23 protein-coding genes are annotated in these 24,699 nt (G+C 39.5%); 6 read left to right on the top strand and 17 right to left on the bottom strand.

Going from position 1 to position 24,699, the window contains the following annotated elements; translation table 11 throughout:
- Nucleotides 1-82 precede the first annotated feature (82 nt).
- Nucleotides 83-1,717: a M20/M25/M40 family metallo-hydrolase gene (locus tag RYX56_RS15955; RefSeq protein ID WP_317123040.1), complete on the bottom strand. Its 1,635-nt coding sequence runs from the start codon at nt 1,715-1,717 to the stop codon at nt 83-85.
- 135 nt (nt 1,718-1,852) lie between these two features.
- Here RYX56_RS15955 and RYX56_RS15950 point away from each other — a divergent pair, with 135 nt between their 5' ends.
- Nucleotides 1,853-2,608 (top strand): (S)-benzoin forming benzil reductase, encoded by a 756-nt coding sequence (locus RYX56_RS15950; protein ID WP_317123039.1) that lies wholly within the window; start codon nt 1,853-1,855, stop codon nt 2,606-2,608.
- Nucleotides 2,609-2,654: 46 nt separating this feature from the next.
- On the opposite strand, the gene RYX56_RS15945 is transcribed toward RYX56_RS15950, so the two are convergent.
- Nucleotides 2,655-3,557 (bottom strand): aldo/keto reductase, encoded by a 903-nt coding sequence (locus tag RYX56_RS15945; protein WP_317123038.1) that lies wholly within the window; start codon nt 3,555-3,557, stop codon nt 2,655-2,657.
- Between the two features lie 174 nt (nt 3,558-3,731).
- Between RYX56_RS15945 and RYX56_RS15940 the strand changes: the two genes are divergently transcribed.
- Complete coding sequence (locus RYX56_RS15940; RefSeq protein WP_317123037.1) at nt 3,732-4,004, top strand: hypothetical protein; 273 nt, start codon at nt 3,732-3,734, stop codon at nt 4,002-4,004.
- Between the two features lie 46 nt (nt 4,005-4,050).
- Here RYX56_RS15940 and RYX56_RS15935 read toward each other — a convergent pair whose 3' ends face one another.
- A complete protein-coding gene (locus RYX56_RS15935) occupies nt 4,051-6,453 on the bottom strand; it encodes a penicillin acylase family protein (RefSeq protein WP_317123036.1) in 2,403 nt (800 codons plus the stop codon).
- Nucleotides 6,454-6,583: 130 nt separating this feature from the next.
- Nucleotides 6,584-8,002 carry a 23S rRNA (uracil(1939)-C(5))-methyltransferase RlmD gene (rlmD, locus tag RYX56_RS15930; RefSeq protein WP_317123035.1) on the bottom strand — a complete coding sequence of 473 codons (1,419 nt, stop codon included), beginning with the start codon at nt 8,000-8,002 and terminating at the stop codon, nt 6,584-6,586.
- 135 nt (nt 8,003-8,137) lie between these two features.
- Here rlmD and RYX56_RS15925 point away from each other — a divergent pair, with 135 nt between their 5' ends.
- Nucleotides 8,138-8,500, top strand: a complete 363-nt coding sequence (locus RYX56_RS15925; protein ID WP_047973730.1) for a hypothetical protein — start codon at nt 8,138-8,140, stop codon at nt 8,498-8,500.
- A gap of 60 nt (nt 8,501-8,560) precedes the next feature.
- Here the strand turns inward: RYX56_RS15925 and RYX56_RS15920 are convergent, their stop codons facing one another.
- The 9 genes from RYX56_RS15920 to RYX56_RS15880 all read right to left on the bottom strand — a co-directional run bounded on the left by RYX56_RS15920 (nt 8,561) and on the right by RYX56_RS15880 (nt 17,456).
- The gene (locus tag RYX56_RS15920) at nt 8,561-10,015 is read right to left on the bottom strand and encodes a CoA-acylating methylmalonate-semialdehyde dehydrogenase (protein WP_317123034.1); all 1,455 of its coding nucleotides are present in this window, start codon (nt 10,013-10,015) and stop codon (nt 8,561-8,563) included.
- 62 nt (nt 10,016-10,077) lie between these two features.
- Nucleotides 10,078-11,265, bottom strand: a complete 1,188-nt coding sequence (locus tag RYX56_RS15915) for an iron-containing alcohol dehydrogenase (RefSeq protein WP_317123033.1) — start codon at nt 11,263-11,265, stop codon at nt 10,078-10,080.
- 146 nt (nt 11,266-11,411) lie between these two features.
- Nucleotides 11,412-13,193, bottom strand: a complete 1,782-nt coding sequence (locus RYX56_RS15910) for a sigma 54-interacting transcriptional regulator (RefSeq protein WP_317123032.1) — start codon at nt 13,191-13,193, stop codon at nt 11,412-11,414.
- Between the two features lie 127 nt (nt 13,194-13,320).
- Complete coding sequence (gene pdaA / locus RYX56_RS15905; protein ID WP_317123031.1) at nt 13,321-14,124, bottom strand: delta-lactam-biosynthetic de-N-acetylase; 804 nt, start codon at nt 14,122-14,124, stop codon at nt 13,321-13,323.
- 112 nt (nt 14,125-14,236) lie between these two features.
- The gene (locus RYX56_RS15900; RefSeq protein WP_317123030.1) at nt 14,237-15,781 is read right to left on the bottom strand and encodes a fumarate hydratase; all 1,545 of its coding nucleotides are present in this window, start codon (nt 15,779-15,781) and stop codon (nt 14,237-14,239) included.
- 159 nt (nt 15,782-15,940) lie between these two features.
- Entirely contained in the window at nt 15,941-16,138 is a 198-nt protein-coding gene (locus tag RYX56_RS15895; protein WP_047973212.1) for a cold-shock protein, read from the bottom strand.
- Nucleotides 16,139-16,303: 165 nt separating this feature from the next.
- Entirely contained in the window at nt 16,304-16,477 is a 174-nt protein-coding gene (locus RYX56_RS15890; protein WP_198530578.1) for a hypothetical protein, read from the bottom strand.
- A 139-nt stretch (nt 16,478-16,616) separates the two neighbouring features.
- Nucleotides 16,617-17,255 (bottom strand): histidine phosphatase family protein, encoded by a 639-nt coding sequence (locus tag RYX56_RS15885; RefSeq protein ID WP_317123029.1) that lies wholly within the window; start codon nt 17,253-17,255, stop codon nt 16,617-16,619.
- Nucleotides 17,256-17,267: 12 nt separating this feature from the next.
- Entirely contained in the window at nt 17,268-17,456 is a 189-nt protein-coding gene (locus RYX56_RS15880) for an SE1561 family protein (RefSeq protein WP_047973214.1), read from the bottom strand.
- A gap of 220 nt (nt 17,457-17,676) precedes the next feature.
- On the opposite strand from RYX56_RS15880, the gene yfkAB reads away from it, so the two are divergent.
- Nucleotides 17,677-18,795 carry a radical SAM/CxCxxxxC motif protein YfkAB gene (gene yfkAB / locus RYX56_RS15875; RefSeq protein ID WP_317123076.1) on the top strand — a complete coding sequence of 373 codons (1,119 nt, stop codon included), beginning with the start codon at nt 17,677-17,679 and terminating at the stop codon, nt 18,793-18,795.
- 37 nt (nt 18,796-18,832) lie between these two features.
- On the opposite strand, the gene RYX56_RS15870 is transcribed toward yfkAB, so the two are convergent.
- Complete coding sequence (locus tag RYX56_RS15870) at nt 18,833-19,633, bottom strand: YfkD famly protein (protein ID WP_317123028.1); 801 nt, start codon at nt 19,631-19,633, stop codon at nt 18,833-18,835.
- A 120-nt stretch (nt 19,634-19,753) separates the two neighbouring features.
- Here RYX56_RS15870 and proC point away from each other — a divergent pair, with 120 nt between their 5' ends.
- Nucleotides 19,754-20,557 carry a pyrroline-5-carboxylate reductase gene (gene proC / locus RYX56_RS15865; protein ID WP_317123027.1) on the top strand — a complete coding sequence of 268 codons (804 nt, stop codon included), beginning with the start codon at nt 19,754-19,756 and terminating at the stop codon, nt 20,555-20,557.
- Between the two features lie 49 nt (nt 20,558-20,606).
- On the opposite strand, the gene RYX56_RS15860 is transcribed toward proC, so the two are convergent.
- From RYX56_RS15860 to RYX56_RS15850, 3 genes are all read right to left on the bottom strand, one after another.
- On the bottom strand, nt 20,607-21,221 hold the full coding sequence (locus RYX56_RS15860; RefSeq protein ID WP_047973218.1) for a YczE/YyaS/YitT family protein: 615 nt from the start codon (nt 21,219-21,221) through the stop codon (nt 20,607-20,609).
- 34 nt (nt 21,222-21,255) lie between these two features.
- A complete protein-coding gene (locus tag RYX56_RS15855; protein ID WP_317123026.1) occupies nt 21,256-22,626 on the bottom strand; it encodes an MATE family efflux transporter in 1,371 nt (456 codons plus the stop codon).
- A 105-nt stretch (nt 22,627-22,731) separates the two neighbouring features.
- Nucleotides 22,732-23,112: an OsmC family protein gene (locus tag RYX56_RS15850; RefSeq protein ID WP_317123025.1), complete on the bottom strand. Its 381-nt coding sequence runs from the start codon at nt 23,110-23,112 to the stop codon at nt 22,732-22,734.
- 142 nt (nt 23,113-23,254) lie between these two features.
- Here RYX56_RS15850 and RYX56_RS15845 point away from each other — a divergent pair, with 142 nt between their 5' ends.
- On the top strand, nt 23,255-24,463 hold the full coding sequence (locus RYX56_RS15845) for an MFS transporter (RefSeq protein ID WP_317123024.1): 1,209 nt from the start codon (nt 23,255-23,257) through the stop codon (nt 24,461-24,463).
- The last annotated feature ends 236 nt before the right edge of the window (nt 24,464-24,699 follow it).

Below are 24,699 nucleotides of genomic sequence, written 5' to 3'. Positions count from 1 at the left end.
TGAGAGGTCGGTGGAGCTTTGGCAATGAGAAGTGGAATCGATAAAGGGAGAAAAGATGCCTTGGCGTCCTTTCTCCCTTTTCTTATTTTTTCGTCATTTGATCAATAAACCGTATCAACATCTGTGGTGCTATATCCGTAAAGAACGGCACATGCAGTCTCTCTGTGCGCTTGTGCGCATCTTTTCCGAAAGGTCCGATATTTACGGTTGGCATTTGCAACTTTTGCATTGCATCTAGGGGTAGGTCATACCCATTTGAGAGCGTAGGCATTTCTTTTTCAAGCGTTTGTTTGACTGATAATCCATCCTCTATCTTCCCATAGCTCACATCAGAAAGTCCTGGAAAGTAATCTTTTTGAGTAATCACCTCACCAAACCTTTCTTCAGTCCATTTTTGCAATTCCCCTACTTCCTCTAGTAATCTCGCCTCAAAAGGTTCTTGAGCATTTAAACGGACCGCTGGGTAATACGGTGGTGCTAATGTGACGAGATAAAAAGGAGCAAGTTCTATAAAGTAATCCCCGACCTCTTTAGCTAATGCGATCGTAACATCACGCGTATCTCCCCCATTTTGGTAAACACGCTTTGAAATGGACTCCAATTGGTCGAGAAACGTTTGCCCATACAAGGCGATCCCTTTTTCTTTTAGCTGACCATATGTATAAACGGAGATAGGTGGATTTTTCTGCTTAACATAATACCTCTGATACCGTTTTTCTAAGCGCTGATCCATTTTCTCTCCACACTCTTCAGCCACTTTCTTCACTTCAGTTAATACCTCTTGAGCCGTTTTTGTGTAGGTAAGGACATTGAAGGTGGCATAGGCAAACGTCGGGGTTTGCACATTGTATTCATATTTCAAATCACTTAAACGTAATACAGTAGGTGGTGGGACTAACTCATCTTTACTCTGCTCAAAAAAACGTTCAGATAGCTCCATCTCACTGACCACTTCAGAAATCATCCAAGAAGCGTTCACCCCAGCTAGTGGTTCTCCTACATGTGTTTCCTTTCCTACCGCACAGACAAGAGGCAACATTTTTCCAACCGAGCCCGTATAAATATATTTAGCTGTGTCCCCTGGAAAGCTAGTGAAGCTAGGTTCAGAACATAACCCTATTATATGCTGATATTGTTTTGATTCTTTAAGACAAGCTAACCACTCAATTGCAGCTAACATCCCTTCTGAATTGCGTTCTTCATCAGGTGTGGAAAGTAATATTAAATTTACTTTCTTCTTTTGTTCAATCGCATCAGCTAAAACAGCCATTTGAATAGCTAGCCCTGCCTTCATATCCATCACACCTCGCCCAAATAGCCACTCGCGGCTTTCAATATCTGCTGCGACCTCTGGTGAGACATCTTCTAACTGCTGCATTTGCTTGGTGTAACGGTCACTATCAAACGCTATATGTTTGTATTGACCAAAGTCATCAATACCTACTACATCAAAATGGCTAAGTAAGACATACGCTTTTTGATCATTGGGATCGCCTTCATATATAGCGGCAACATTAAATCGATTCCAATGATCGTTTTTAACAGGAATACGGTAGACCTTGTCTTGATATTCTTTGAAATATTCAATCTCTCCGAGTAATTGTTCAATCTTCTCTCCCATTTCAACTTCCTTGGATGTTCCTACTACACTTTCAACTGTTGTTAGTTGTTTTAATAAGTTTATAAGCTCATCTTTTGTGCTCCATTTCCCTTTCATAAAGCCACCCCAATTTCAGCAATAATCTCCTTATGTCAGAATATCACAAGTATTCTTACTTTGATATGCAGCAATACAGTATTTAACTCTAACTCTATGATAAAATAATAATTACTAATGAATGGGAGGAAAAATATGAACTATTTAATTGTGACTGGTGCTTCTAAAGGATTAGGCCAAGAGATTGTAAAAACCTTTGCAAGTGGTAACTCTCATATCATAAGTATTGCTCGCACTGAAAATACTGATTTACAACAGTATGTAAGTGTGAAAGGTGGGATACTCTCACAACTTTCCTTTGATTTGGCTAATATTCATGAGATCGACTCTCTCATGAAACAAGTATTTGATGTCATCAACCTGAAGGATGCAACAAGCATTCATTTAATTAATAACGCTGGAATGGTGGCCCCTATTAAGCCGATTGAGAGATGCGAACCAGAAGAAATCATTAAAAATCAACATGTAAACTTATTAGCTCCTATGTTAATCATCTCGTCCTTCTGTAAAATAACCTCTTCTCTCCCTATTGAAAAGCGGATCATTAATGTGTCTTCTGGTGCTGCTAAGAAACCAATTTACGGATGGAGTAGTTATGGAAGCGCGAAGGCAGCACTAGATTTATTTAGTCAAGGTGCTGCTCTCGATCAACAAGAAGCGAATCTTCCTGTTAACATTATCTCTTTTCATCCTGGGATTATGGATACCGACATGCAAGAAGAAATTCGCTCCTCCTCACAAGAAGACTTCCTGAATGTCGAGACCTTTCAGAATTACAAAAAAGAAGGAAAGCTCCTTCCTCCCCAAAGAGTCGCTGATGTTCTCTTTTCGCTAGTTTCGAGCGAAGCATTTCCTAATGGCCAAGTTGTAAGTGTTCAAGATTATCTATAAAAAATAGCCCTCTAAGCGATCACTTAGAGGGCTATATCCTGTTTTATTAAGGTACGTCATGTCCCATTGAACTGTGTAAAATCTCAAACCATTGATCTAGATTTAATTCCATATTTTTAGAATCTATTGCTTGTTTGATACGATTAATATTACCTGACCCCACAATTGGCATAATCTTAGCTGGGTGTTTTAAAAGCCAAGCATAGGCAACTTGATCAATACCAGTTGCTCCTATTTCCTCTTGTACTTTAGTTAGCGTCTCACGTAGACGAAGACTTTTGTCGTCCGTCCCAGTGAAAAGCTTTCCTCCTGCAAGAGGTGACCATGCCATTGCGGTTAGGCGCTCACGCAGACAAAGATTAAGCGTGCCATCATCCATGTTCTCTAGTTCATAAGGCGAGACTTCAATCTGATTTGTCACAAGCTTCTCTTCTAAATAAGATTGTAGCATTGTGAACTGATGGTCTTTGAAGTTCGACACGCCAAACGCTCTTACTTTTCCGTCCTTTTTTAAGGTGGTAAATGCTTCAGCAACCTCACTCGGGTCCATCATTGGATCAGGGCGATGAATTAAGAGCACATCAATATAGTCAGTTTGTAAATTATTCAATGAGCGGTCAGCGGAAGCTATAATATGTTCCTTAGACGTATTATAGTGATGAGACTGATGCTCTGGTCGATTCTTCGATTCAAGTACAATCCCGCACTTTGTGACAATTTCAATCTTCTCACGCAATGAAGGATTCAATGCTAAAGCCTCACCAAATAGCTCCTCACATGTATAACTCCCATAAATATCAGCATGGTCATACGTTGTAATTCCTGCTTCATATGTCTTTAAGAGGAGCGACAATGTCTCTTCCTTTGTGAGATTCCAATCTGATAATCGCCATAAACCATGCACAAAACGAGAGAATGATAAATCTTCTGTTAGCTGAATGCGTTCCATTCGTTAAATCCCTCCACCCCTTTAATCGTCTCATTATAACGCGCTTACCCTTTAAAAGAAAATCTTTTCATTTGTGGACCTAAAAGAATAAATTACTCTTTTCTGACATACATAATGATGTACTGCTTTTTCATCCCATCCAAACGTACATCAACTTAGAAATGAGGCGATTAGATGTCACCACCCGTGCAACCGCTAAAAAATGCTGGTCTTGCAGCAGTATTAAGTGCATTATGGTGCGGTCTTGGTCAAATCTATAATGGTCAAATTGGTAAAGGGCTATTATTCATGTTCATTCAATTTATCAATGCACTGCTCTGCTTTGTTATCATTGGCTTTATCACATATCCAATTATGTGGATTTGGGGTATGGTTGATGCCTATAAGCAAGCAGAAGAGCTCAATCAACAACAAACAACTATTACTCAACATCAACCCGAAGCTTAAGCAAAGACAAAGTCCTCTATGCGAATCATTGCATAGAGGACTTTTTTTATGGTGTTAATAGAAGCTGCTTACTTTCCGTTTGATATTCTTCAGGATTCAATAATGTCTTATGGTATCCTGCTGATGTCCAGTCTTCAATTTGATTGTGATACCAAGGACTTCTCACATGTCCTGATTGACCAGGACCTACCACATGCTCACTTCTAGATAAATCAGCAAGGTCCATCACACCTCTCCAACCTGCTCCACTTGTAACCTTTCCTGTTTCTGCATTCCAACTAGCTGCCATGACTGTTACTCGACTTCCACTTAATGGAGTTGGCTCTTGGTTAAAGAGTAAGTGTAATGGCTTAACACTTGAAAGTGGATGTGCAAACGCAATGGAATGAAATTCACCCCAATTCCAATCATTTGCATCCCTTCCTTGAAGATCAATGATACGGTCTGTTGTTTTCTGCAAGGAGGTTAATAGCCACTCCTCCATCCCACCTTGCGCTTCGATCCATTGACTCTCCTCGCCTCGATTTACCCGACGTATTATTTCATCAACCGCTCCAGCTCGGTTATCAAATAAGTCCATCATCGATTCATCAATTCGTTCTTTAAACAACTCATCTGATAGTTGCTGCATCCATAAATGGAAAACAAGAGGAGCACCTAAACTTTTATGATCTTTAAAATCCCACTCACTCAATAAGAGTAGCGCACCTTCATCTTCTTCTCTTAGTTCTGACGATTCGTTAACTCCATCAAGCAAAATAGGAAGCATTTCTTCAGCTTGTAAGTTATGAATATCATTTTGAAGCATTTTCATATCCTCTGTGGTGAGCATATCTCCATTTTCTAGCACATCATAAATTCGTTGCTGCCTGAAAGGTTGGGCCCACGTATGAGTAAGGTGATGAGGGTATTCATCATCCACAATTTTATTATTGGCGGTTGCGATAAAGCCCTTTTCCGGATTTACTAGAGTTGGCAGTTCGTCCCACGGGATAAACCCTTCCCATTCATATTCACCAGTCCAGCCAGGCACAGGAATCAAGCTATCTCCTTTTGAGCGAATCGGAATCAATCCATTTGCTCGGTAAGCGATCGTCCCGTCCGTTGAAGCAAAGACAAAGTTTTGTGCAGGAGTATGAAATGATTCCAATGCCTCCATAAATGTATCCCAATCTGTTGCTTTATTAAATTTCAACACGGCTTCTAACTCTGGTGATGGAAGATGAGCTGTCCATTTAAGAGAGAGAGCATATTCATCCTGCTCATCATAAGCAAACTCTGAGATGATCGGGCCATGTCTTGTCACTACTACCTCATAAGGTACATCTTCTTGGTCTTTCACTTTAATATCCTCTTGAAAAACAGTCGCTTCCTCCCATTCCCCCATGTATTCAAAAAGGTAAGCGTTTTCCTCATTTCGTTTTTCTATATATAAATCCTGCACATCCGGCCCTACATTTGTCACACCCCAAGCGATATCTTCATTGTGCCCTAAAATAATGCCAGGGACGCCAGCAAAAATAACACCCGTTACATTCTGCTCAGGCGACTGGAGATGGCTTTCATACCAAATCGCAGGAGTTGCTAGACTTAAATGTGGATCATCAGCAAGTAAAGGTAACCCAGTTTCCGTCTTCTCTCCGCTTACTACCCAGTTATTACTACCATTGAATGGATCGGGAATAACCGCTGCTAAAAAACGATCTCTCAGATCCAACTCATAGGCTTGCAATTCCTCAATCACGAGAGCCCCTTCTTCAGGGTAAGTAGGAAACAACTCAAGCGCTTCTTCATCAGAAAAATTTTGTGCTAGATAATAACGAAAGGCTTGCCCTTCCCAATGCCCCCCTAAATCAAAGGCCATATACTTACCAATCGTCAGTGAGTCTGTAGCCGTCCACTCCGTTGGTTCATACCCTAGGATCCTAAACTCAATAGGCAACGTTCCTTTATCTTTGGCTTCACCAATAAAAGCATTAACCCCAATCGCATAAGCTTCAAGAGCTTCTTTAGCTTCATCTGAATACAACTCAGCAGATGCCACAGCAGCTCTCCTTAATCCAAATGTCCGGAAAAATTTATCGGTATCAAGTGCAGCCTCACCAACTACTTCACTTAACATTCCAGAAGCTTGTCTACGACTTAAGTCCATTTGAAATAAACGATCTTGAGCGGTCACATACCCTTGTGCCATATAGAGATCTCTATCACTACTAGCTTCAATGTGTGGGACCCCTGATTGATCTCTCCACACAGATACCGGAGCGGAAAGAGCTGACAAGGTCACTTCTCCTTCAACGAGCGGGATCGGTTTCATTACTTGCATATACGCCCATATACCTATTGCCAGAAGGATCAGCAACACCCCAGCTAGCGACCAAGCGAGAAATTTTGGCCACCGCTTTTTTGTTTTTATCGTACTTTGTTCCACACCCGTCTGAGTCGCCAATTGAATCCCCCTCTACTCTTTATACATACTTATTCATAATAGAGAGGCTATAATCCTCTTAGTCCTTCACTTTTTCTTCACTAAAAAAGAAAAAGAGCAATTAGGTAGTTACTCCTAATTGCTCTCTCTATTATGTTCTGGTTAAAATCGTCACACTTTCAACTTGTGCTGTCCATGGGAACATATCAACTGGTTGAACATTTTCAACCTTAAATCCCTTGGTTCGTAAATGCTCAATGTCTTTAGCTAAAGTAGATGGATTACACGAAACATAGACCACACGTTTTGGCTTCACTTCAACAATTGTTTTTAATAGCTTCTCATCACAGCCTGTTCGTGGTGGGTCCACCACAACGACATCTGGTTTCCACCCTTCTTTTACCCACTTAGGTAGCCACTCTTCCGCTGTGCCTACTTCATAGGTGAAATGCTTATAGCCATGATTATCAGCATTTACTCTTGCATCAATAATCGAAGCCTCAATCACATCCATCCCTCGAACTTCAGAAGCACCGTCCGCTAACCACAAGCCGATCGTCCCTACTCCACAATAAGCATCCACCACTTTTTCAGTACCTGTTAACTTTGCTGCACGTTTTGCTTCATTATAAAGCTTAACTGTTTGAATAGGATTTAGTTGAAAGAAAGCTCTGGCGGATAGTTCAAAGGAAATATCGCCTAGCTTCTCTTCAATTACTTCTTCTCCCGAAAGATGAACCGTTTCCTCACCAAAGATTAACGAGGTTTTCTTCCCATTAATATTTTGCATAAGCGAATTAACTTCAGGCAAACGCTTTTGTATTTCATCAAGCAAGACATCTCTTCTTGGAATTTCTTTTTCATTCGTTACCAACACCACTTGTACATGACCAGTCTCAAACCCTACTCGTGTAACAATCGTGCGAATGACCCCTTGATGCTTACGTTCATCGTAAATCGAAATATTTAAGTCTGCTAAAATTTGTTTCATCACTCTCGTCACTTTGTTCGTTGCCTTATGTTGGACCATACAAGCAGATAAATCGATTAACTTATGAGAGTTCATCGCGTACAATCCCGCAATCACACGCCCATCTTTCTTAGCTACTTGCAGCTGGCTTTTATTACGGTAGTACCACGGGTCATCCATACCAATGGTTTTTTGAATAACGAGCTTTTCCATCTTAAGTTTTGTGTGCCGTTCAAAAGCTTGCCTAATAATATCTTGTTTCTCCCGTAATGTTGCTGCGTATTCCATATGCTGCAGCTGACACCCTCCGCACTGGTCGTAAATTGGGCAAGGTGGCTCAATTCGCTCTTTTGATTGTTTACGGATCTTCACAATTTTTGCTTCTGTGAACCTCGCCCCAGCTTTTGTTACCTCGGCAACAATTTCTTCGTTTGGAAGAGCACCTGGTACGAAGACTACTTTCCGCTTGAAATAGCCTACACCTTCTCCATTTATTCCGAGGCGTTTTATCGTTAATGGCATCTGTTGACCAACTTTTAATTGGACTGACTGCTGATCCTTTGATGGACTTTTGGCGTGTTTTTTATGTGATGGTTTCATGTTATCAACTCCGTCCTCTTTTCCGGCTCCTATTATAGCATGTATCACCCATTCTTCCTAAACTTACTAGGTCGATTCACCTGTTATCTCTGATAGAATAAATGAAGGAATCACATAACGGAGGAGAGATTGTTCGTGTCTATACCAACAGATGTTGCATCCCTACAAATCATGGCTCATGTATACAAACGTGCTAGCCTGCAATCGATTTTTGATAAAACGGTGGAAAGCCTTGTTGAACAAGTACCGTACATCGATTGGGTAGGGATCTATATGTATGAAAAGCTAGATCATAAGCTAGTAGCAGCTTCTTGCCTTGAAGATGATCTAAAGTGGGAATGTAACGGTGAACTAAAATTCCCAATTAAAAATGCTGCAGGAGAAGAAACCGGTATGCTGGTTGTACGTACTCGTCAACCGATTGCCTTTGATGTAACAGATGTAACCACCTTAGAAACGATTGCTTCAGCTATCGGTGAGGAAAGTTTAGCAAGTTAAAGAAACCACCCGTCTACACATATAGACGGGTGGTTTTACGTTTACCTAACCTCCTTATAATTAATAACGAGCCGTCATCATTTTTCTTTTCGTATAGAAGTTTACTCCATCTTTCCCATTAGCGTGTAAATCGCCATAGAAAGAGTTTTTCCATCCAGAGAATGGGAAGAAGGCCATTGGTGCTGGGACATTGACGTTCACACCAAGCATGCCGACCTCTATATCCTCACGGTACTGACGAACAGCTTTTGCACTATCCGTATAGAGTACTGAGCCATTCCCAAAGTCTGACTCGTTGGTAACTTCAATTGCCTCTGTTAAGTCCTTCACTCGCACAATCGATAACACCGGAGCAAATATTTCATTTTTCCAGATGTTCATTTCTGTTGTAACATGATCGAAAATCGTTGCTCCTAAAAAGTACCCATCTAAGTCTTGTCCATCCTTACGTCCATCTCGAACTAAGGTTGCGCCTTCCTCGATTCCTTCTTCAATTGCTTGGTGTACTTTGTCTAAATGAGATTGACGGATGACCGGACCAAGATTTACAGATGTATCACAGCCATCACCCAAAACTAACTGATCAGCCGCTGTTGTTAATTTTGAAATAAAGGTGTCAGCAATATCCTCTGTAACAACCACAACGGAAGTTGCCATGCACCGTTGGCCGGCACTACCAAAAGCTCCTCCAACAATCCCTTGAATCGTTTTTTCCAAGTCACAATCAGCTAAAACGATTGAATGATTTTTAGCACCTGCAAGAGCTTGTACTCGCTTGCCATATCCAGCGCCAGTCTTATATACATATTCAGCTACTGGTTGCGAGCCAACAAAAGAAATCGCATCGACATTCTTGTGTTCAAGCAAGCCATTTACAACATCATGTGCACCATGAACTAAATTTAAGACACCTTTTGGCAACCCTGCTTCAACAAATAACTCTACTAATCGTTGTGCCAACAATGGCGTACGCTCAGAAGGCTTCAGAATGAAGGTATTACCACAAGCGATTGCTAGTGGGAACATCCAACAAGGAACCATCATCGGGAAGTTAAAAGGAGAAATCCCTCCTACTACCCCAACAGGATATCTGTACATACTAGACTCTATATCTGTTGCAATATCAGGCAGTACCTCTCCCATCATAAGGCTAGGTGCACCTGCTGCAAACTCAACACACTCAATCCCACGTTGAACTTCCCCATAAGCATCGTCATAGCATTTCCCATTTTCCTTCGTAATAAGACGAGCTAACTCATCATAATGTTCCATCAATAACTGATGATACTTAAATAAAATACGTGCCCTTTTTGGCACAGGAGTCTTCTTCCACGTTTTAAAAGCTTCTTTAGCGGTTGTCACCGCTAGGTCTACATCTTCTTTTGTTGATAATGGCACACGTGCAATTTCTTCACCATTTGCAGGGTTTGGTACAATTTCGACTTCAGTAGATTTAGATGCTACCCAATCGCCATTAATAAAATTCTTTAATAAAGCTTTTGTTTGCACTTTCATAAGAAAAACTCCTTTTATAGTTATAGTTTAAAAGATAAAAAGTAATCAGTTGTTGCCCATGTTTATACGGTCTTAAGCGAATACTCAAACGTATAAGCATGTCTATATAAAGAAATAATTTCTTTTTCATCTGGTACTTTTGGGTTGTTAGCTGGACTTCCACTAAGAAGCGCATCCTTTGCCATTTTCTCTAATGCAGCTTCAAACTTTTGTTCTTCTACACCCCATGTTTTAATATTAGGTATATTTAGTTGATGGCATAGGCGTAATATATGAGTAACGACTGCATTGGCAAGTTCCTTTTCTGTAACCCCTTTCATATTTGGGTATAAGAATCGACCGATTTCAGCTAATCTCTCTTGGCAAGCATCCTTGGTATAATCTAGAATGGCTGGTAATAGCATTGCATTAGAGATTCCATGAGGAACATGGAACAAGGCACCTAATGGTCTCGACATTCCATGTACTAAACACACTGATGCGTTAGAAAAGGCCATACCTGCTTGCATTGATGCGTATATCATTTTATCTCTTGCTTCAATATTCGCTCCATTATGGTAAACTTCTAGAATATTTTCTGTAATGAGTTTAATAGCAGAAAGCGCCAGGTGATCGGTAAAAGGTTGAGCCTTCTTAGAAATATAAGCCTCTAGTGCGTGTGTTAGAGCATCAATACCGGTAGCAGCTGTTGTATTCTTTGGAGATGAAATCGTTAAAACAGGATCAACTATAGCAATTTCAGGCATAAAAGCTGGTTGCTTAATCATCATCTTTACATCATTGCTCGTATTCGTTATAACCGTAACATCAGTCGCCTCCGAACCCGTCCCAGCTGTAGTCGGAATCGCAATCAGCGGCAGAGGCTTATTTGTAGCAAGTGTCTTTAGATTCATATAATCACTGATCTCGCCCTTATTCGTTGCTACCACAGCAACAGCTTTTGCCGTATCAATGCAACTTCCTCCTCCTAGTGCAACGACTACATCACAATTTTCCTTTTGTGCAAGCATTAATGCATCATAAACATATTCATCTGTAGGCTCACTCGAAATATCAAGAAAATCTACATAAGAGATGTTAGCTTGTTGTAAGTGAGTATGGCAGTTTTTTAAGTTTCCTAGTTTCTCCATGACACGATCACTAATAATTAATGCTTTCGTTCCTAGTTTAGCTGTTTCTTCCCCAACTTTTCCAAAGCTTCCTTGTCCATAGTAAATACTTCTAGGTAAGTGCACTGTTGAAACATTCATAGACAACCCTCCCTTTGTTCTTGCTTATATACATTGCAAGAGACGTGCCAACTTTTCAAATATTGAAAATATTGAGCTTGTAGTTAGTGACCTTAAAAGGATGTTGCTATTACTCTACGCCAAATCAACACACTGTCGCTTTTTCGCTACACATTAAGCCGATACTGTTTCATTTTTTTATAAAGGGTCGATCGATGGATGCCTAGACGATGAGCCGCTTTTGTTTTATTCCCGCTCACCTCCAGTAAGGTTCGTTCAATCATTTCTTTTTCATATTCTGAACGATCTGATCTTAATGTATGACTCTCTTTCGCTTGAACTGGCTGATCTCTTATTAATGGAGGTAAGTGCTCTACACTGATTAACTCTCCCTCAACTAAAGTAATTAATTGCTCAGCTAAGTTAACAAGTTGACGAATATTACCAGGCCACTCATAAGAACGAATCAATTCCATCACTTTTTGATCCATTTTCTTTTCTTCCATATGATAATCTCCGGTGAACTTTTTTAAATAATGGGAAAATAATACAGGGATATCCTCTCTTCTTTCTCGCAATGACGGAACAGGCAGGTGAATCACATTTAGACGATAATATAAATCTTCTCTAAATTCTCCATTCTTAACTTGCTCTAATAAATCTTGATTTGTCGCAGCAATAATTCGCACACTTATAGGAATACTTCTATTCCCTCCCACTTTTACAACTTCGCGTTCTTCTAGCACTCGAAGCAATTTCGTTTGCATATGCTTAGGCATATCGCCAATCTCATCTAAAAAGATCGTTCCATTATGAGCCCTTTCAAACTTCCCTTTACTTCCTCCTCTTTTAGCTCCAGTAAACGCTCCTTCTTCGTACCCAAATAATTCTGCTTCCAGTAGATGCTCAGGAATTGCTGCACAATTGATAGCAATAAAGGGGCCATTTGCTTTCTTACTGGCTAAGTGAATGGCCTTTGCAAACACTTCTTTACCCGTTCCACTTTCTCCTGTAATTAAGACCGTCGCATTTGTCCTCGCTGCCTTTTTAGATAGTCTTTTGCACGCATATATTTCTTCACTAACACCAAGTATTTGATTAAATGTTACACAAGATTGATCCTCTACTTGAGTCAGTTCTTGCTCCGGTTTCATGTTTAACTCCAACCTTTTAGAGGAGGCCGTTGCATTCTCTAGAATACGATACAACTCACTAACTCCTTCAAAGATCAACATTCCAATTGCTCCGATCAATTCATTATTTTGCCATATTGGGATACGATGAACAATCATTTTTTGGCCACTAATAACCTGTACTTTCCCCCTCTCAGGGACCCCCGCCTTTGCGGTGAAATGTAATTGAGTGTTATCAATCACATCTGTTACATGTTTGCCCACTACATCATCAGTAACACCTATAAAGCGACGATACGCCTTATTCATTTTAACGATAAAGCCATTCTGGTCTACAACAGTCACTCCCTCATATGCATTATCAAGAACCACATCGATCATATTCACATTATGTTGGATGGAACGGATAAGAAAATCTTGAGCCTTTAACAATTCGGGCGGCTTAAGAGCACCTACAATTTTTTGTTCTTGATCGATAACGGGTATAACCACACCTTTAAAATCGATCGCTAAAATCGTATCCTTCGTTGAGACAGTTTTCGCTTCTTCAATCCAAGAAGGATCAAATGGTTGATCTAAACGATATCCCTGTAGAAGCAACTCAAAGATCCTATCATGTTGTACAACCCCTAAAACATGATGCACCTCATTAATGAAAATCAACTCTTCATTTCTTCGTTTCATAGCTTCCATTACTTCTTTTAGTGATTGATGATTAAACACAAGAACATGCGGAGTGGTCATCCAGTGATGAACGACTAATTCAGACTGTAAATCATCTTCATTCATTAAACTTATCTGATTAGCACCATACATTTGATTATGTCTCCTTTCTTTTGTAAAAAAAGAGGGCATTCGGTATTTTCTTCTAACTTTATCACACTTATTAGGACCACAATGAAAAAACCCTCATTTTATCATGAGGGCTTTCGAGATCTCTTTTTTAGGGAAATGGAAGTTGTTGGAGCTGTTTTGTAAACATATAATCATCTAAACTTTTAAATGTATACCCCTGTTTTCTGGCATCCTCAATGACTCTAGGTAGAGCTTCTGCATTATCCTGTGAGACAGAGTGAATTAACATAATAGCGCCAGGGTGAATTCGTTTCATTATTTGATCATAGGCATATTGCCCACCTTTTTGTTTATCAACTTCCCAATCTTTATAAGCCATTGACCAAAAGACATTCGTATATCCTAGCTTTGAAGAAAGAGCTAAGGAGCGTTCACTGAACTGCCCACGTGGCGGTCTAAGATAATGCATCTCCTCTACTCCCGTTAACTCAGTGAAGGAACTCTTCACTCGTGTTAATTCATCCATTAATCGCCCATCACCGACTTCAGGTAAACTGGGATGATGCCAAGAGTGGTTTCCTACAATATGTCCTTCATTTACCATTCGCTTAACAAGCTCAGGTGCCGTTTGAACATAATGGCCTGTAATAAAAAATGCTGCTGGTACGTCTTTTTCTTTTAAGACATTTAAAACATCTTCGGTAAAACCATTTTCATATCCATTATCAAATGTTAAATACAATTCTTTTTTCGACGTATCCCCAATAAAAAAGCCACCTGTTTGTTCAAGTAATTGAATATAATGAGGTTCTGTTGTCACTGGTTTATTATCTTTCTCTGGCTTATAGTTCCAATTATACGTTTTTGAATCATATCCATGTGCTTCTATTCCAGAACCTAAAGAGAAACATACGAAGAAAAGACATAGGAGGACTGCTATTTTTTTCATCATGATGAATCATTCTCCCTCACTTTTTTCTTAGTTTGTCTCTCGTTTGAAGCAATATGTATGCTATTCTCTTACTTGCACAAACAAAAAAGGGTAGCAGTCGCTACCCTTTTTCTTATTTAAATACCGGCTCTTTAAACTCAGCCAATTTCTCAAGCGATGATTTATCAACATCTGCATGTAAGCTATTTCCATGTGAATCCATCGTAACAATCGCAGCAAAGCCTTCTACTTCTAGGTGCCACATCGCTTCTGGAATTCCGAATTCCATCAGGTCAACACCTTTAACCCCTTTAATACAGTCAGCATAATACTGAGCTGCACCACCGATTGCGTTTAGGTAAACACCACCATGTTCTTCAAGCGCTTTTAGCGTTTTAGGACCCATTCCACCTTTGCCCATTACAGCACGGATACCGAATTTTTTCATAATGTCACCTTGGTATGGTTCTTCACGAATACTCGTTGTAGGACCTGCCGCTTTTACATGCCATTCGCCTTGCTCATCTTTAAGCATAACTGGTCCACAGTGATAGATGATTTGACCATTAAGATCAATTGGTGCATCATGGTCCATTAAATGATGATGAATCGCATCACGACCTGTGTGCATCATTCCATTAATAATGACTACATCCCCTACTTTAAGTTCACGAATCTTCTCTTCAGTGATTGGTGCTTCAAGTACAACTTCACGTGCTTCAGATTTCACCTCTGCGGCATCAGAAATTTCTTTACTTTCTGTGTTAAGGTTAACATTTTCTCCATCTTTATATAACCATTTACGAATCTCGCCAGACTCTTGATCGAGTACGACACCTAGACGACGATATGCCCAGCAATTATAGGCAACAGAGACAAAGAAACTAGCTGGTAAGCGGTGCATCGCTCCTACCTTACAGCCTAGTAACGTAGCTTCCCCGCCAAATCCCATTGTTCCAATACCTAATTTATTGGCATTTTCCATCACGTAATCTTCAAGCTTTTGCAGATCTTCTACAGGATTAACATCATCTACTGTACGGAATAATTGTTCTTTCGCAAGTGAATAACTCGTTGTACGATCTCCACCAATTCCGACTCCAATGAAGCCTGCACTACAGCCTTGCCCTTGTGCTTGATAGACCGAATGCATAATACATTTACGAATGCCATCAAGATCACGACCAGCACGACCCAGACCTTCTAACTCTGCTGGTAAGCTATATTGGATGTTTTTATTTTCACAGCCGCCACCCTTTAAGATAAGACGAACATCAATTACATCTTCTTCCCATTGAGAGAAATGAATAACAGGTGTTCCTTCACCTAAGTTATTCCCACTGTTTTTACCTGTTAGGGAATCTACAGAGTTAGGACGCAACTTTCCATCTGCAGTTGCTTGCTCCATAGCTTTATGAATCGCTTTTTTTATTTCAATTTGATTCACGCCTACAGGAGTTTTAATTTCAAAAGTAGGCATACCAGTATCTTGACAGATCGGTGACACCTTCTCATCTGCCATTTCAATGTTTTCTGTAATCGTTGATAAAGAAAGCGCTGCACGAGTACCTGCATTTTCCTGTGTCTTTGCTTTTGCAATCGCACGACGTACATCATTAGGTAGATTCGTAGACGTTTCGACAATTAATTCATAAATGCTTTGTTGCAATTTCTCCACTTCTGCCAGCTCCTTTTCCGTTCTTCTCTATACTTGTCATTCTCTATTATACTGCTAGTCCAAACATTCCGAAAGTCCAAATTGAAAGCGTCTACAGTTTATTCACCAAAAAAAGACAAATAAAAAAGGACCCCTATAAGGAGTCCTTCTTTTATATTATTACTTAGTTACGTTAGCAGCTTGAGGTCCACGAGCACCTTGCTCGATATCGAATGAAACAGCTTGACCTTCTTCAAGTGATTTGAAACCGTCACCTTGGATAGCTGAGAAATGTACGAATACGTCATCTCCACCTTCAACTTCGATGAAACCGAAACCTTTTTCTGCGTTGAACCATTTAACTGTACCTTGTGTCATTGAAAATTCCTCCAGCGTGGATTTTATCCACAAATATATTACTACCCTTGCTCATGTAATCTAATAAGAAGAAAACTACTTTTAAAAGAAAGTCTTAACTTTATCGAGACATCCGAACAGGAATAATTAAGTTCATCATAACATGTTCAAAAAATAAAAGCAAATTTATGTTGTAATTTGTTCAAGTTCCTCTTCAAAATAGAAAGTGTGGGGGTATTCCTTTACTGTGTATGAGTATCTTTTCATATTAGCCACGTAGCTGAATTTGCTCACCGTGACCGTTTCATTTAGTGACTTTAAGAGCACCTTTTCATTCGTTTGGAACTTATTTTTTCTCAACTTTTTTCCCACTTTCTATTTTTAACGTTCCTTCTATTGTCTCACAGATCTCATCGATGTAAACAGCTAAGGATACGGTTAAACGAAAAAGCATTAAGGAAACCCTGCTCCCTAACGCTTTTTTGTATACCAATATTTTTTATAATAAGCCCATTTTTTGTGAAGCAATGGCTTCTGTTGTTAAGTGATGGTCACGATTCACATAATGAAACAAGGGCTTCCATGACTCGGTCCATTCAATATGTGTCACACTTGTATTACCAATTTGAAATGGTCGATGAACTTCTCCCCAATTCTCTCCTAGCATGAGATACATCAGGAAAATACTAATGAACCCGCCATGGGATACAATCGCTACATCATCTTTATGATGTGCTCTTTTTAATTGATCTACTATATACGCACAACGTTTAGTCAGCTCTTCCACTGACTCCGTACCCTCTAACCCTGAAGTCAGAATAGACTTTTCTTTAGCTTGTGGAAACTGTTCATAAATTTCTTTTCGAGTTAACCCTTGAAGAGGTCCAAGATTCACTTCACGTACCTTTTCCCATTTATGAACGGTTTGATCCTTGTAACTTCCTATCGCAATTGCTGTGTCATACGCTCTAGTTAAATCGCTACTATAAATGTGATCTAAATGTATGTGTTTAAAGAAATCCCCAAGTTGTAACGCTTGTCTCTTCCCTAGATCTGATAAAGGGAAATTATGCCAACCTTGAATCTTTCCTAATCGATTTCCTTCTGATTCTCCGTGACGGATTAAATAAAGATTCACTATGCTGCCCCCTTATTCAGACCAGTCATTCCGAAATTGTTTGCATTTTAATTCGATATCATCAAGCATCGTTAGCAAACGATCAATTTCTTCAACCCCTGCTTCTTCAGGATCAATAGAATCTAATACATTCATAAGTAAGTCTAATCGACGATGTAAATAATCCATCTGTTCTTTTTTATCATGAATGGCTCCACCCACAAAAATCGCTCCTTCACATGCCTACTATTTCTTATCGTTACGCGCTCATTTCGGAAAACTGTTTAAAGTTTAACAGATTCATTTCATCCACACAACTAGACCCTCTTCATCTGTAACGATAAGACTTTTTCTTATCTCGCATTTACGTTATGATTAGACTGAACAACTAGAGGTCACAAACTTCCTCAAAGCAGATATTTGCCAACATAAAAGGAGTTCGATTTTCTTGAATCAAACATTACCAAAAATCACGCCTTCTTATGATCCGTGGGAGGCATATGAAGATATAAACTCTTTCGGTCATCTTAAATTAACGAATATTGAGTTTACGACGACCACACTTTGCAACATGAGATGTGAACATTGCGCCGTTGGATATACATTGCAACCTAAAGACCCTACGCCACTCCCATTAGAATTGCTAATAAAGCGTCTTGATGAGATACCTCATTTGAAAGCTTTTAGTATTACAGGCGGGGAACCCATGCTCTCAATGAAATCTGTAGATCATTATGTAGTGCCCCTCTTAAAATATGCTCACGCGCGTGGGGTCCGCACACAAATCAATTCGAACCTAACACTTGATTTAAAACGGTATGAGAAAATCATCCCTTATCTTGATGTTCTTCATATATCTCATAACTATGGGAGTGTAGAGGATTTTGCCGAAATTGGATTTGCTGTTATGGATCGAAAGCCTAGCTTTGAACAACGTGCTGCCTTGTTTGACCGAATGGTAGAAAACGCAAAAGAACTAACAAGCCGCGGAGTCATTGTTTCTGCTGAGACAATGATTAATAAACGTACCATCCCTCATTTGGATAAAATTCATCAACAAATTGTAGAAATGGGCTGCCAGCGTCATGAAGTTCATCCTATGTATCCAAGTGATTTCGCCAGCAAACTTGAAGTTGCTACATTAGAAGAGATTCGTAACGGAATCCACCGTCTACTAGATGTTCGCAACCCTGATACTTGGATGTTATTTGGTACATTACCGTTTTATCCATGTAGTGATAACCAAGAAGACCTAGTCCTTCAAAAGCGCTTGTTTGAAGAAAAGAATGTCACTGTCCGCAATGACCCAGATGGTCGTTCAAGATTAAATGTAAATATTTTTGATGGGGATATTATTGTGACTGATTTTGGTGATACACCTCCACTTGGAAATATTCAAGATACCTCTTTAAATGAAGCATATGAGAAATGGAATAAGACAAGTTTAAACCATTCATTATCATGTCATTGTCCATCTGTTAAATGTCTTGGTCCTAATGTGCTTGTAAAAGATGCCTATTATCGTGATATTGACTTTACAACTAGAAAAACAAACATCTAAAAAAGTCGTCCGCTACGAAGTGGACGACTTTCTTTGCTTACTTAGGTTGATTTGCTGCAACAAACCCAAAGGATAAATGATCTTGAACTGGAATCCAAGCTCCCACGCCTTGTTGAGTTACATTTTTCACTTCAAGCTTTCTTTTTCCACCTTTAAAAGAAAGATACACTTCACCATACGTGACCTTTCCTTTTTCATTAGCTGCCGGAACATAACTGTGCAAATATCCAACCTGATTTGGTGCGATGTTGTAAGTATTATTCTTTCTTGTCCCTTGCCCAATAACTGTATCAAATGAGAGTGGTAAATTCGTGTGTTCAGCAGCTTTAATCATCATCATCTTTTTAACTGCTTCACTATTTGGAATCTTAGCTGTTAATCCGCCACTAACTCGTTTTTGTTGCTCCTGGGTATAAGCAAGCTTTTGCGGAGCACGTCCACCTCGATTATCCACATAGTTTGTGTTTACTTTCTGATATTCCCAATTCACTTCAGTCCCTTGAGATTCATAAGCAAGAGGCCATTCCCCTAAATAGATGGACGCTCGAAAACCAATCGCAAGTTTCGAATCATTGATCGTTGATTCATTAAAAATTCGAATGAGATCTGGATTCTCAATTTTCACATCTGTTGAATCAAGTAATTCTTGTGCAAGCGTACTTGGCTGAAGATAAGGCAGATCTTGAGTAGGGTTTGTATACGTGTTTTCTTTTGAGATAGGCAAGACTGAACTTGGGACGGTAAAGTCTTTCTTACCTTCACTTTCGCCTTCTGCCATTGCTTGAAGTGGTGCACACAAGATGAGAAACATAACAAGTGCAAGAACAATCCGCTTCATGATCCATTCCTCCTTAATAGGTTGATTTTTTCTGTTATCGGTAGTGTAAACCGCAACCTTAAAAAATATCCGTTCCTTTCCGTTTGCTCTTCTTTTTGATACCGTATAAGAAAAGAAAGGATGAAGAAGATGCATATTTTATTTATCGGTGCCGGTCGAATGGCTGAAGCTATTTTTTCTGGAATACTAAACAAGCACAATAAAGAAGTAACGATTACCGTTTCCAATTTATCGAACAAGGAAAAATTAGTGAACTTAAAAGAAAAGTACCCAATAGAAATAACAGAAGATTGGACGGAGGTAATCGATCAAGCTGATACCATTCTTTTGGCTTGTCCTCCAAGTGCTCATGATAAAGTATTGAACCAACTTTCACCCCACGTAAAAGAACAATTTGTCGTGACCGTGGCCGCTGGTGTAGACCCTACTTTTTTAGAAGCCCATTTACCAGAAGCGGTCGCTGTTGCTTGGCTTATGCCTAATACGGCAGCAAGCGTAGGGAAATCAATGTCTCTTTATACGTATGGACAACATGTTACACCTCTACATAAAGAAAAAATGAAAGTCATTCTTGATTCGATTGGTCAATCAAAACAGCTAGCTGAAGAACAGGTTCATAATCTGACTGCTGTAACAGGAAGTGCACCTGCTTACTTATATTATTTTGTCGAAGCTCTCGCCGATGCTGCAACTGAATATGGACTTACGTCAGAGCAAGCTCAGAATCTGGTTAATGAAATGGTCATCGGCAGTGCGGAAATGCTTAAGAACTATAAGGATCCTTCGATCTTGAGAGAACAAGTTACCTCTCCCGGGGGCGCAACAGATGCAGGATTAAAGTCATTACAAAAAAATCATTTTCAACAAGCGATTATTGAAGCAGTTAGAGCAACAAATGACCACGCTAAAGCGAAAAAAAACTAAGAAAAAAACAAAAAGGTCTGAGCTCCCACTCAGACCTTTTTGTTTACTATTATGCTTCCTTTGTTCCATAGACCATTCTTTCAAGTTTCGGAAAGAAGAATTGAATTAACGGACCAATTAAAAAGGTAACTAATATTGTCCCAACTCCAATGGGACCTCCAGCAGCAAAGGCTGCTATTAAAGCGGACACTTCACCAATCGTTTTCGCTACCATTAGCCTTACTCCAAACAAGTCCTGAAGCACAAACATAAAGCGATCAATCGGAATAACTGCAAATTTCGCTTGTAAGTAAGTCGCTATACCTAAAGCCATCATGACAATCCCAATGGTTAAAACAAGATATTGTAAGACAACTCCTGTTATAAATACATTTGGAAAAATGAATAACAACCAAAAATCGATAAAAAAGCCAAGTATGACGATCGTGATCAATGATAAGATCTCCGGTTTCCTTTTAGATAAGATCGCATTTAAAATAATTAAGAAGATCCCAACTAAAATAACCCAGTTCCCTACCGTAAATGGAGTCATTAGTGAAAGCCCTACATTTAGAGCATCCCATGCCCCTGCTCCTAAGCCGGCCAAAATGGTCATCGTAATCCCGAATGACAAGATCAATAATCCAACAAGATAAAATAGTCCTCTTTTAACTGTTACTGACATCTGCTAATTCCTCCATCAATGTATCAACTATTACTTATTTTGTACCCTCTGTCTGTTTTGCAACATCTTCACTTATTTTTCGCCAATTTCCGAGGAAATAATAGCTCGCTGCAATCACACTACTGACTACAAAGCTCATCCCCATACCAAGGGCTATCCCTCTTTCTCCAAACCATTGGGCAAATAAGTATGTTAGTGGAAAGCGTAAAATCCAAAAAGAGATGATATTCAATACAAGAACTTGAACCATCGCTCCAGAAGCTCGAACAATCCCATTTAACACAAAATTAATTCCTAAAAACGGATAGAAAAAGGCAATCGTCTGAACATACATTTTCCCAAAAGCAACTGTATCAGGATCTTGTATGAATAGTGACACGAAATACTCTGCCCCAATAAACATAATCGTACTAATAATGAATGTTACCACCACAATGAGAGTCACTGCTTCTTTTGCAACCTCTTTTACTCTTGCCCATTGTTGTGCTCCTATATTTTGCCCAGCCATACTGTTTACAGCAGAGCCGAGTGTTAAAGCTGGCAGCATAATTAAGCTATCTAAGCGCTGCGAGGCTCCAAATCCAGCAACAACATCTTCACCGAATCCTGTCACCACCGTCATGATCGCTAAAATACCGGCTGATATCGCCATCATAGATAACCCAGCTGGCAAACCCATTTTAAATAAAACAAGGAAGTACTTCTTCTCAGGTAGGGTTGGCATACTAAACGGAACTCCTGCACGGTAAATAGAATAAATCAACCCATACAAAAAAGCGGTTCCTTGCGCAATGATGGTTGCATATGCTGCCCCATCTATTCCGAGGTTAAATACACTTATAAACAAAGGGTCAAGAATTGCATTTAAAATAACCGCAAGCATAACAAAACGAATAGGTGTTTTACTATCACCTAACGCCCGTAAGACAGTCCCTATGAAATTATAACCAAATAAGAATAAAATCCCAACAAAGTTAATTTTCAAATAAGACTCTGCATACGGGAGAATCCCTTCTGGAGTCCCCATTACACGCAAAATACTCCCTGAAAATATAAAACCAATGGCCCCAAGCAATAGAGCGAGAGAACCTAAAACAAATACAAATGCATTTAAGGATTCCTTTAATCCTTTTTCATCATTGGCCCCTTTTCGTTGAGAGAGGACAGTTAATGTCGCTCCGTTGACTCCAATAATAAACGACAAGATCGTAAAAACAACAGTAGCGGATATGGAGACTGCACCTAATGCACTAGTACCTAGAAGATTCCCTACCCATAATGAATCAACAAATTGGTAGGAAGCTTGGAGTAAATTAGCAAAAAAGATTGGCCACGAAAAGAGTAGCATCTTACGTCTAATACTTCCTTCTGTAAAATCAAGCTGCTTTATTTTTGCCGTTTTCATATGTATCCCTTCTTCTAATCATGTAAGCTTCATTATAGTATGATCAGCTGTTAAATAGAAAGAGAAAGCCCTACTAACAACATAAGTCAGTAGGGAACGAACCTCTTATTTCAACTCAAAGGATTCTGTAATGTTGATGCTATCTTTTACTGATTGTACCATTGAGCAATTCTTACGAGTAACTTCTAATGACTTCTCGATTTTTTGCTCTGTAGTATCACAACCACTAATCGTAAAATGCATGTGGATGGCTTCTATCTCTTGCGCTCCTTTTGGATTACGAGTTATGTCAGCTCGAACATGAATATCCTCATACGGAATTCGCTTCTTTTCTAATACTTTACGTAATACACCACCACTGCACACAGCTATCGACGATACTAATAATTGATAAGGTCTAAACCCGTACTCCGCATTCCCTGAAATCTGTAAGCTTCCATATTCCACTGTTGTTTCAAAACCGTTTTCCTTCATCGTAAATTCCATTATGAACGCCTCCTTTTTTCCTTCTCTATTGTACCGATTTCTGAGTAATCCGTCATTTGTTTCGTTTAAGATAGTCATTCCCTTACATACAATGTACAATAGTCTTTGTGACAAATCATCAAGATAGGAGCATGATGATACGATGACTGAAGGAAAAGCAGCTGAAAACCGTCCTTTATACAGATTGATTGTATTGATCATTATGGTTGCCATTGCAGGATTTGCTCAAGGCATGCTCTTGCCTCTTCTCGCAATCATGTTAGAAGATGCTGGTGTTTCCTCGTCCTTAAATGGATTAAATGCAGCCGCTCTATATGTTGGCGTTTTACTCGCCTCCCCATTTATTGAACATCCTGTTAGAAAATACGGCTATAAACCTGTCATTACGATTGGATTAGTCTTAATGATCACCTCACTCCTCTTACTCCCTTTATGGCAAGCTTTTTGGTTTTGGTTTGTCCTAAGGATTATTATTGGTATTGGTGATAATATGGTTCACTTTGCGACACAAGTATGGATCACTACAACAAGTACACCGAAGAACCGTGGACGGAATATTTCTCTTTATGGACTCGCTTTTGGTTTAGGCTTTGGAGTTGGGCCTTTTATGACACGATTACTTAGTATTAATGAATGGTTACCATTTTTACTATCTGCTGGATTGAGTATGCTGGCCTGGCTTTTAATTTTGCAAATGCGAAATGAATTTCCGGCAACAGATATGGAAACTGGCAGTCAGTTATCAACTTGGAAGCGATATAAGGAAGTTTTCAAACTGGCTTGGTTCGCTTTCTTGCCAGCCTTTGGATACGGCTTTCTTGAAGCTTCCTTACATGGTAATTATCCGGTCTATGCCTTGCGCTCAGGAATGACCATTGAACTGGTCTCCATTTTATTGCCAGCTTTTGTCATTGGAGGGCTGATCACACAGCTTCCTCTTGGATTACTAAGTGACCGAGTCGGACGCAAGAAAATCTTGCTCTTTTTATCGAGTTTCGGAGCGCTTTGTTTTTTTGCCATGATTGCTTTTGAGAGTTCGACCACGATCTTATTCATTTTATTTATCTTAGCTGGTGGTTTTGTAGGTTCATTTTTCTCACTAGGGGTCATGTATCTGGCTGATCTTATTCCTACACATTTACTGCCTACGGGTAATGTGATGATGGCTATAAGCTTTGGCGTAGGCAGCATGATCGGACCACTTGTTGGTGGAATATTTATTGATATTTTTGAGTCAGGGAGTATTTATTATTCTATTGGTGGGATGCTCGTCTTTATTTTTATCACCGGCATTACCTTTAAAAATAAACAAGCGTCGCCTCCTACTAAAGCAGCAACTGAAAACATATAAAAGCCCTCGTTCAAGAGAACGAGGGCTTTGAATTAATGGTAACCGTTTTGTTTATTAGCTGAACTACTTGTTTTATGATTGTTGGCATGCTTATGCCCAGAGTGATGAGCATTTGCTTTTGGCTTTTTCTTTTGGCTCATGTCATACACCTACTCTCATCAAAGTAATGGAGGTGACCGACGCAATGTGGTCACCTCCATTCACCAACCTAGAACAGATATTCTTTATTCAATGAA

The sequence above is a fragment of the Alkalihalophilus lindianensis genome (genome assembly GCF_032843265.1).
Taxonomy (GTDB): domain Bacteria; phylum Bacillota; class Bacilli; order Bacillales; family Bacillaceae_D; genus Alkalihalophilus; species Alkalihalophilus lindianensis.
This window is presented reverse-complemented; position numbering and strand designations above follow the sequence as displayed.

Bases quoted from the DNA above. Each gene is read 5' to 3' on its own strand.
- RYX56_RS15955 (WP_317123040.1), bottom strand. From the start codon at position 1,717: ATGAAAGGGAAATGGAGCACAAAAGATGAGCTTATAAACTTATTAAAA.
- RYX56_RS15945 (WP_317123038.1), bottom strand. From the start codon at position 3,557: ATGGAACGCATTCAGCTAACAGAAGATTTATCATTCTCTCGTTTTGTG.
- RYX56_RS15855 (WP_317123026.1), bottom strand. From the start codon at position 22,626: ATGAAAACGGCAAAAATAAAGCAGCTTGATTTTACAGAAGGAAGTATT.
- rlmD (WP_317123035.1), bottom strand. From the start codon at position 8,002: ATGAAACCATCACATAAAAAACACGCCAAAAGTCCATCAAAGGATCAG.
- proC (WP_317123027.1), top strand. From the start codon at position 19,754: ATGAAGAAGATGCATATTTTATTTATCGGTGCCGGTCGAATGGCTGAA.
- RYX56_RS15895 (WP_047973212.1), bottom strand. From the start codon at position 16,138: ATGACACAAGGTACAGTTAAATGGTTCAACGCAGAAAAAGGTTTCGGT.
- RYX56_RS15860 (WP_047973218.1), bottom strand. From the start codon at position 21,221: ATGTCAGTAACAGTTAAAAGAGGACTATTTTATCTTGTTGGATTATTG.
- RYX56_RS15850 (WP_317123025.1), bottom strand. From the start codon at position 23,112: ATGGAATTTACGATGAAGGAAAACGGTTTTGAAACAACAGTGGAATAT.
- RYX56_RS15950 (WP_317123039.1), top strand. From the start codon at position 1,853: ATGAACTATTTAATTGTGACTGGTGCTTCTAAAGGATTAGGCCAAGAG.
- RYX56_RS15910 (WP_317123032.1), bottom strand. From the start codon at position 13,193: ATGTATGGTGCTAATCAGATAAGTTTAATGAATGAAGATGATTTACAG.
- RYX56_RS15915 (WP_317123033.1), bottom strand. From the start codon at position 11,265: ATGAATGTTTCAACAGTGCACTTACCTAGAAGTATTTACTATGGACAA.
- RYX56_RS15870 (WP_317123028.1), bottom strand. From the start codon at position 19,633: ATGAAGCGGATTGTTCTTGCACTTGTTATGTTTCTCATCTTGTGTGCA.
- RYX56_RS15845 (WP_317123024.1), top strand. From the start codon at position 23,255: ATGACTGAAGGAAAAGCAGCTGAAAACCGTCCTTTATACAGATTGATT.
- RYX56_RS15940 (WP_317123037.1), top strand. From the start codon at position 3,732: ATGTCACCACCCGTGCAACCGCTAAAAAATGCTGGTCTTGCAGCAGTA.
- RYX56_RS15920 (WP_317123034.1), bottom strand. From the start codon at position 10,015: ATGAAAGTGCAAACAAAAGCTTTATTAAAGAATTTTATTAATGGCGAT.
- pdaA (WP_317123031.1), bottom strand. From the start codon at position 14,124: ATGATGAAAAAAATAGCAGTCCTCCTATGTCTTTTCTTCGTATGTTTC.